Genomic DNA, 8,550 nt, shown 5'->3' on the forward strand with positions numbered 1-8,550 from the left:
GGGGCGGGGATCCGGGGGTCGGTCAGTTCGGTGTCGCCGATGCCGATGCCGCTGTCCAGCACCAGGTCGCAGTGGTCGCGCAGGAAGGTGCCGGAGGGGTCGCGGGAGGTGGTCCGCTCGGCGTACGCCCCGGAGGTCACGCCGAGGACGGTGAGACCGAGCGAGCGGGCGTGCCGCGCCATCTCGATCGGCAGGACGTTGCGCCCGGAGAGCGAGATGACGATCAGCAGGTCCCCGGCCCGGGCGGGGGAGGCGTCCAGGGCCGCCGTCGCCAGGCCGGTGACCCGTTCCAGGGCGCTGCCCAGGTGGGCGGGCATGACGTCCACGCCGGTGGTGCCGGGGACGTTGAGGAGGTTGACCACGGCCAGGCCGCCCGCCCGGTAGACGAGGTCCTGGGCGGGCAGCGAGGAGTGGCCCGCCCCCCAGGCCAGGATCCGGCCCCCGGCGGCCACGGTGTCGGCGAGCGCGACGCCCGCCCGGCGGATCGCGTCGAGTTCGCGCTCCCGCAGGCGGCGCACCAGGGCCTCGGCGGCGGCCAGGTAGCGCTCGGCGTGGTCCCCGGTGCCCGGGGCCGGCCCCGGGGCGCCGGACGCGCCGGCGTCCGGTTCCGGGGCGGTGGGGAGGGAGCCGGGTCCGGTTCCGGTGCCGCTGGGACGGGTCATCGCTGGTGGTACCCCCGGGGAGATCGACGGACGGGAGGCGGCGGGGCGCCGTGCGTCACCGTGGTGCGGTCGGTCACGACCTGTCAAGGGCACGCCGGGTTTCGGTCGGTGCCGGAGGGCCCGGATGTCGGTGGGATGCGTCAGAATTGAGCCCAGGGCCACCGCGACACATACCTAGGGGCACTCATGTCCGGACTCATCGACACGACCGAGATGTACCTCCGCACCGTTCTGGAGCTGGAGGAAGAAGGCGTGGTGCCGATGCGGGCCCGTATCGCCGAGCGGCTGGAGCAGAGCGGGCCGACCGTCAGCCAGACCGTGGCGCGGATGGAGCGCGACGGCCTGCTGACCGTCGCCGGGGACCGCCGGCTGGAGCTGACCGCCGAGGGGCGCCGGCTGGCCGAGCGCGTCATGCGCAAGCACCGGCTGGCGGAGTGCCTGCTGGTGGACGTCATCGGCCTGGAGTGGGAGCACGTGCACGCGGAGGCCTGCCGCTGGGAGCACGTGATGAGCGAGGCGGTGGAGCGCCGGGTCCTGGAGCTGCTCAACCACCCCACCGAGTCGCCCTACGGCAACCCCATCCCGGCGCTGGCGGAGCTGGGCGAGGAGGCCGTCACCGAGCCCTTCCTGGAGGAGGGCATGCTGCCTCTCACCGAGGTGCGCGGTACGGACGGCAAGACGGTGGTGGTGCGTCGGATCGGCGAGCCCATCCAGACCGACGCGCAGGTGATGAACACCCTGCGGCGGGCGGGCGTGCGGCCGGGTGCGTCGGTGAGCGTCACCGGCTCGGCGGGCGGCGGTGTGCAGGTGGGCAGCGGTGGTGAGGCCGCCGAGCTGGACGCCTCGGTCGCGATGCACGTCTTCGTGGCCAAGGCGTCGTAGGGCGCGGGGAGGCCAGCGGCACACCCCCGGGTCACCCCTGTGCGCCTCCCCCGTACTCTCCTCCCCGTCTGCCGTCTGCCGTCTCTGTCTTCCCGATGTCCCCCCGGTTTCGGCGTCCTCGCCGGCCGGTCGCGCGTGTGCCGGTGGCCCCGATCCGACGGATCGGGGCCACCGGCACACGCGCGTTCCCGTTCCGGGTGCCGCGCGGGTGACCGCCCACCCTCCCCCGTTCGAACAAACTTTCGATATCCTGGGGTTGTTCGTCGCGCGGGACGCCGGTGCCCCCCGGGGCGGGAGAGGGCACACGCCCCGATTCACCGGCCGGTAACGATGCGCCCGACACCCGAGGCATGGTCAAATCGACAGGTCGACCCGAATGAGTGGCCCGCATGAGTGAACCGAACGGTCGAACGGGAACGAGAGTCGGCGAGGACGCCGAGGGGAGAGGAACGCGCAGGGCGACGGCGCGTACGGGCCCCGGGCGCAGGGGGCGCGGGACCTCTCCCATCCCGGGGGCACCGACGCCCCGCCGGCCGGGACACCCACGGGACGGGACCGGCACGCCGGGGTCTCCGGCGGCGTCGGGAGGCGAGGAGGTGAGGCGCATGGCACGGCGGATCGAGGTGGCCGGCCGGGACGGGCTGCGGCTGGTGGTCCGGGAGTTCTCGGAACGGGCGGAGCGACCCGGTGATGCCCCGCGTCCCGCGGTGCTCATGCTCCACGGCCTCATGGGGCGGGCCACCCACTGGTCCGGCGCGGCCCGCCGTCTGGAGGACCGCTTCCGGGTCCTGGGCCTCGACCAGCGCGGCCACGGCCTCAGCGAGAAGCCCGCGGCCGGCCCCTACGACCGGGACGTCTTCGTCGACGACCTGGAGGCGGTGATCCACCGTCTCGACCTCGCGCCGGTGATCCTCATCGGTCACGCCATGGGAGCCCTGACCGCCTGGCAACTGGCCGCCCGCCGCCCCGACCTGGTGCGCGCCCTGGTGATCTGCGACATGCGGGCCTCCGCGCTCGGTGAGCGGGCCCAGCGCGAGTGGGAGGAGTGGTACGCCTCCTGGCCGCTGCCCTTCGGCAGCCCGGCCGCGGCACGGCGCTGGTTCGCCGAACAGGACCCGCGCCTGGAACGTCCCTCACCCACCCGGGGCGACTACTACGCCGAGATGATGGTCGAACGGGCGGACGGCTGGCGGCCGGTGTTCTCCCGTCGGCAGATGCTGATGGCCCGTGAGGGATGGATCCACGACGCGCACTGGGACGAACTCGGCCGGGTCCGCTGTCCGACCCTGGTGGTGCGCGGCGTGGACGGGGAGTTGGGACGGGCCGAGGCGCAGGAGATGGTCCGGGTGCTGGCGCGCGGCCGGTACGCCGACATCCCCGACGCCGGCCACCTCGCCCACCTCGAACGACCGGACGCCTGGCAGGAGGTGGTGGACGGCTTCCTCGCCGAGGTCCTGCGGGAGGAACCCCGGGACCCGGCGGCCCCGGGGGAGGAGGACGGGGCGGCGTCCGCGGAGGGCGACTCCCCCGACCGACCCGTCCGGGAGGCCGGCTCCGCACCGGAGGTGCCCGCGCCGGCCGGCGCGCACCGGTCCGGGCGGCGGGCGGGCACGCACGGCACCCGCCGCGGTTCCGGCTCCGGCTCCTGACCCACGGCCCCGCCGCCCGTCCGGTCGTGGTGCCCCCGCCCCGGCGGCGCGTGGCGCGCCGGGGCGCACATGCCCCCGGGCCGGGTGGGGAACGGCCCGTCCCCACTCTCCCGTTCCCGCCGCGGACCCCGTCGGTGGGCTCCGGGACACCCGCGAGGGGCCCCTCCCGCGGCGCACGTGCAAAGGGCGCGCGCCCGGCGCATCGCAGCCGGGGCGGGCGCACGAACGGGCCGATACATCCGTCGTCCCTCCCACCGGCCGACCCGGCGGGAAAAGTGCGACACCCCTTACCGGGAGGCCCCGGGGTCCGGGCCACGCCGGCGTCGGGGAGCCCCGGGGAACGCGCGCGGTCGTTCCGACGAGCGCCGGGGTGCCCCGGATCCCCACCTCCCCCTTGCGCCGAAGGGGTTACGGCGCGCCCCCGGGCTGTCACGCGCAGTCGGGGCGCACGGTCGCATCGGGCGGTGCGCAGGCATGGCCCCCGGGGCCGGCCGGGAATCCATCACCAGGGGCGCCACCGGGGCGCCGGTACGCGCACCGCGAGGAGTGACAGATGATCGATGGACCGGGAGTACCGCCCGCCCGGCAGCCGAACGAGCGACTGGTGGCCCTGATCCGGGAGGCCGGGTGCTCCAACGCCGGCCTGGCCCGCCGGGTCAACGTGCGGGCGGCCGAACGCGGGCTGGACTTCCGCTACGACAAGACGTCCGTCGCCCGCTGGATCCGCGGTCAGCAACCGCGCGGACGCGCGCCCGAGGTCATCGCCGAGGCCCTCGGCGCGAAGCTCGGCCGGCCCGTCACACCGGAGGAGATCGGCATGGGCGGTGCCCGCCGAACCGCCTCCTCGGTCGGTCTGCGGTTCGCCCCCGACCTCGCCGACTCGGTGGAGCAGGCGGCCGAGTTGTGGCGCACCGACGGGGGCCGGCGCGAGCCCGCCGGACTCGACGCGGGGCGCGTCCCGGCGGCGGCCGGCGCCACCCCCTCCGCCCTGGTCGAACCCTCCCGCGACTGGCTGATCACCCCCGTCGACGAGCGGGTCGTCCGCACCGGCGGGTCGCGCGTGGGCACCGCCGACGTGGAGGCCGTGCGGGCCACCGCCGCCGCGCTGGTGGAGCTGGACCGGCGGTGGGGGGCGGGCCACGTGCGTCCCCTGGTCGTCCACTACCTGGGGACGGTCGTCGCCGGCCTGCTCTCGGGCTCCTACCGCGAGGAGGTCGGGCGCGAGCTGTTCGCCGCCGCCGCCCGCCTCACCGAACTCGCCGGCTACATGGCGGTGGACACCGGCCTGCCCGGGCTGGCCCAGCGGTACTACATCCAGGCACTGCGGCTCTCCCAGGCGGCGGGGGACCGGGGCTTCGGCGGCTACGTCCTGGCCGCCGGGATGAGCCACCTGGCCGCCCAACTCGGCAACCCCCGGGAGGTGGTGCAGCTCGCGCGGGCCGCCGGCGAGGGCACCCGGGGCCGGGTCGGGCCCCGCGCGGAGGCCCTGTACCTGGCCGCCGAGGCACGCGGCCACGCCCAGTTGGGGGACCGCGAGAGCTGCCGGCGTGCCGCCTCGGCGGCGGTGTCGGCCATGGACCGCGCCGATCCGTCCACCGGCGACGACCCGGAGTGGATCACCCACTTCGACCGCGCCTACCTCGCCGACGAACTGGCCCACTGCCACCGCGACCTCGGACAGGGCGGCCCCGCCGGGGAACGGGCCCGGGAGGCGCTGGCGGAGCTGCCGGAGGGTCGCACCCGCCGACGGGCCATCGGGCTGTTGCTGCTGGCCACCGGACGGCTCCAGGAGGGTGAGGTCGAGGAGGCGTGCCGCACCGCCGGCGAGGCCGGGGAACTGCTGGAGGGCGTGCGGTCCCGGCGCGGCGCGGAGTACTTCGGTGACTTCCTCACCCGTCTGGCGCCGCATCAGGGGCACACGGCCGTCACGGAATTCACCGAGCGCTGGCGCGGCGCCGGCGCCCGACCCGTGGCGGTGTGATCCCGCTCCCGGGACGTCCGGGCAAGGGGACGGACCACGGTTCCGAACGGGTACCGTGGTCCGGCGCCCACCCGGGCGTGCCGGCCGCGGACTCGCGGACCGGCGGTGGGACAGGTCACGAGGAGCCGGCCGTTGAGCAGCGACCACGGACGTGAGGACGCACCGCACCCCGCGCCCGGTGGCGGACCGCCCCCACGGGGCTCCGCCGAGCCGTGGTCCGGCGGCGGATACGGCTATCCGCCCGCCCCCGGGGTCGGGGCCCCCGTACCGCCGATGCCCGCCGCACCGCCGCCGATGCCGGCCGGTCCGCCGCCGATTCCCGGCCCCGGCGCCGGCCGCGGGTGGGCCGAGGAACCCGGCGGGCCGATATCCCAGGGCCCCCCGATATCCCCGACACCCCCGTACGGAACCCGGGTGTCCTACGGGGAGGCCCCGCCCTACGGCACCGACCCGGTCCCGACCTCCGGGGGTGCGGACCCCGCCGCCGGGGCGGGCCCGTGGTCGCCCCACCCCTTCCCCGATCTTCCGGACTTCCCGGGCACGGGGCACTCCACCGGCCCGCGGACCCCCGGTGACGGGGATGCGACGCAGTACATTCCGCCGGTGTCCGCCGGTGATGGGGATGCGACGCAGTACATCCCGTCGGTGCCTTCCGGTGACGGGGACGCGACGCGGTACATTCCGCCGGTGCCTTCCGGTGATGGGGACGCGACGCAGTACATTCCGCCGGTGTCCTCCGGTGACGGGGACGCGACCCAGTACATTCCGCCGGTGTCCGCCGCTCCCGACGACGCGACGCGATGGATCGAGCCGGTCCGCGATCCCGCCGGGGGATCCCCGGGCGGGGAGGACCCGTTCGGTGACGCCGGTGCCACCCGGGTGCTCCCCCCGATCCCGGCCGGCCCCGTTTCCCGCTCCCTTCCGGGGCCCGTGGCCGGCAAGCGGGCCGCGGCCCGGCGGGCCGCGCTTCCCGCCCCGGCTCCCGGGGGCCGGGCCGCCGCGCGTCGGGCCGCCCGCCGCGAGGGCCCCTTCGGCTCCGGCCTGTCCACCCGGGCCCTGGCCGTGGTGGTCATCGCCGGCTGCGCGGTCGCCGGCCTGACCGCGGGCGCGGTGTTCGGCGGCGGGGACAGCGCCGCGGCCGGTGACGGCGCGTCCTCGGAGCTCGACGGGGCCGACCCCGCCCCGTTCGTCGACGGACCCGACCCGGCGGGCGGCGCCGAGGAGGAGCCCGAGCCGGAGCCGGAACCGGAGCACGATCCGGCGGCCGTCGCGGCCCGGGCGGAGGCGCTCTCCGAGCTGCTCGGTGAGAGCGTCGGCAGTCGGGAGGCGGTGGTCGCGGCGGTGGGTCGCATCGAGGAGTGCAAGAAGCTGAAGGAGGCCGCCGAGACCCTGCGCGGGGCGGCCGGGGAGCGCACCTCGCAGGTCATGCGCCTGCACGGGATGTCCCTGGACGGCCTGCCGGAGCACCGTGAGCTGTCCCGGGCACTCACCGAGGCGTGGGAGGCGTCGGCCGACGCCGACGACCGGTACGCCGACTGGGCCCTGGAGGTGCGCGAGGACCGGCGGCGGATGTGCCGGCGCGGGGAGACCCGTCGCACCGACAACACCGCGGAGGCCGAGCGGGCCGGGGCGGAGGCGACCGCGGCCAAGGAACGGGCCGCCGAACTGTGGAACCCGATCGCCCGGGAGCACGGCCTGCCCGAGCGCTCCGCCGGCGACCTGTAGGCGGCCCCTGCGGCCCCGGCGGGCGGGCCGCGAGCGGCCGGCCCGGGGCGCCGGGGGACCGGATCGGGACGGAACGTACCATCTGCTGCGTGCAGGCTTCCGAAAGCTCTTCCCGTCGAGCCCGTCGTTCGCCCACCATGGACGGCATGCCGAACAACGACATGCCCTGGTGGCGCTGGCGCGCGCACGTGCGCTCCGGGCTGCACATGCTCTCCGACCCGGTCTTCCAGCGGGAGCGCTGGGCCGCCGGCGTGCCGGGGTACGGGGACGTCACCGACGCGGTCTACCGCCTGGTGGAGGACACCTGGCTGGACAACTGGTCCGCCGACAAGTACGTGGGCACGATCTTCCGCGACGCGGAGGAGGCGGCCCTGGTGGACGCGGCCGTCCTGCGGGTGTTGCGGATCATGCACCGGGTGGGACCGGACGCACCGCCCGGCGCCTACCTCGACCACCCCGATTGGCCGGAGGCGGTGCGGGCGGCCCGGGAGGCCCACGTGCGCCTGGCGACCAACGACGGGGAGGACCCCGACACCCCGCCCCGCTCCCTGGCCGAGGTGGCCGCAGCCGTCAGCGGACCGTGAGGGGTCCGGCCCGCGCGGGAGCCGGAGGGCCCGGGAGGGGGTCCGCCGATCGGTTCACGGGTCGGGCACCGGCACCGGCCGGCCGGGGTGATGTGCCAGGCTGGGGCGCATGACTCCCTCCACGACCGCCTCCCGCGACGAGCGGGACCAGGAGCCGGCCGAGCAGTACCTCCTCACCCTCTCGTGCCCGGACCGACCGGGCATCGTGCACGCCGTGGCGAGCTACCTGTTCATGACCGGGTGCAACATCGAGGACAGCCAGCAGTTCAAGGACCGGGACACCGGCCTGTTCTTCATGCGGGTCCATTTCTCCGCCGAGGACACCACGACCCCGGCGAAGCTGCGGGCGAGCTTCGCCGCGATCGGCGACTCCTTCCGGATGGACTGGCAACTGCACCCGGCGGACCGGCGGATGCGGGTCGTGCTGATGGTCAGCAGGTTCGGTCACTGCCTGAACGACCTGCTCTTCCGCACCCGGATCGGCGCGCTGCCGGTGGAGATCGCCGCGGTGGTCTCCAACCACACCGACTTCGCCGAGCTGGTCGCCTCCTACAACCTGCCCTTCCACCACATTCCGGTCACCTCCGGCACGAAGGCGGAGGCGGAGGCCCGGCTGCTGGGGATCGTGGAGGAGGAGAACGTCGAGCTGGTCGTCCTGGCCCGCTACATGCAGGTGCTCTCCGATGACCTCTGCAAGCGGCTGAACGGGCGGATCATCAACATCCACCATTCCTTCCTGCCGAGTTTCAAGGGCGCCAAGCCCTACCACCAGGCCCATGCCCGGGGCGTGAAGCTGATCGGGGCCACCGCCCACTACGTGACGGCCGAGTTGGACGAGGGGCCGATCATCGAGCAGGAGGTGGAGCGGGTCGGTCACGACCTGAGCCCCGAGCAGTTGGTGGCGGTGGGGCGCGACGTGGAGTGCCAGGCGCTGGCGCGGGCCGTGAAGTGGCACAGCGAGCGTCGGGTCCTGCTCAACGGGCACCGCACCGTCGTCTTCTCCTGATGCCCCGGGGCCTCCCGTGCCGCCCCCGGGATGGGCCGGGGCGGTCGGGGAGGGCGCGGGG

6 protein-coding genes and 1 pseudogene are annotated in these 8,550 nt (G+C 75.7%); 6 read left to right on the forward strand and 1 reads right to left on the reverse strand.

Annotated elements, in window-relative coordinates:
- Positions 1–662, reverse strand: a 662-nt coding sequence (locus FOE67_RS09510; protein WP_182662510.1) for a sugar isomerase domain-containing protein, incomplete at its 3' end; no start/stop codon positions are given.
- Between the two features lie 186 nt (positions 663–848).
- Here FOE67_RS09510 and FOE67_RS09515 point away from each other — a divergent pair.
- The 6 genes and pseudogenes from FOE67_RS09515 (at position 849) to purU (ending at position 8,489) form a co-directional block, all read left to right on the forward strand.
- A complete protein-coding gene (locus FOE67_RS09515) occupies positions 849–1,544 on the forward strand; it encodes an iron-dependent transcriptional repressor DtxR (protein WP_182662512.1) in 696 nt (231 codons plus the stop codon).
- Between the two features lie 605 nt (positions 1,545–2,149).
- Positions 2,150–3,007: pseudogene (locus tag FOE67_RS09520) on the forward strand (alpha/beta fold hydrolase); the annotation flags it as partial.
- Between the two features lie 739 nt (positions 3,008–3,746).
- On the forward strand, positions 3,747–5,174 hold the full coding sequence (locus FOE67_RS09525) for an NsdA family TPR-like regulatory protein (RefSeq protein ID WP_182662516.1): 1,428 nt from the start codon (positions 3,747–3,749) through the stop codon (positions 5,172–5,174).
- Between the two features lie 687 nt (positions 5,175–5,861).
- Positions 5,862–6,899: a hypothetical protein gene (locus tag FOE67_RS09530; RefSeq protein WP_182662518.1), complete on the forward strand. Its 1,038-nt coding sequence runs from the start codon at positions 5,862–5,864 to the stop codon at positions 6,897–6,899.
- Positions 6,900–7,036: 137 nt separating this feature from the next.
- Positions 7,037–7,483, forward strand: coding sequence for an SCO4402 family protein (locus FOE67_RS09535; RefSeq protein WP_182662521.1), 447 nt, complete (start codon positions 7,037–7,039; stop codon positions 7,481–7,483).
- Positions 7,484–7,592: 109 nt separating this feature from the next.
- Entirely contained in the window at positions 7,593–8,489 is an 897-nt protein-coding gene (gene purU / locus FOE67_RS09540) for a formyltetrahydrofolate deformylase (protein WP_182662519.1), read from the forward strand.
- Positions 8,490–8,550 lie beyond the last annotated feature (61 nt).

This window comes from Streptomyces calidiresistens (assembly GCF_014141525.1).
GTDB classification, from domain to species: Bacteria; Actinomycetota; Actinomycetes; order Streptomycetales; family Streptomycetaceae; genus Streptomyces; species Streptomyces calidiresistens.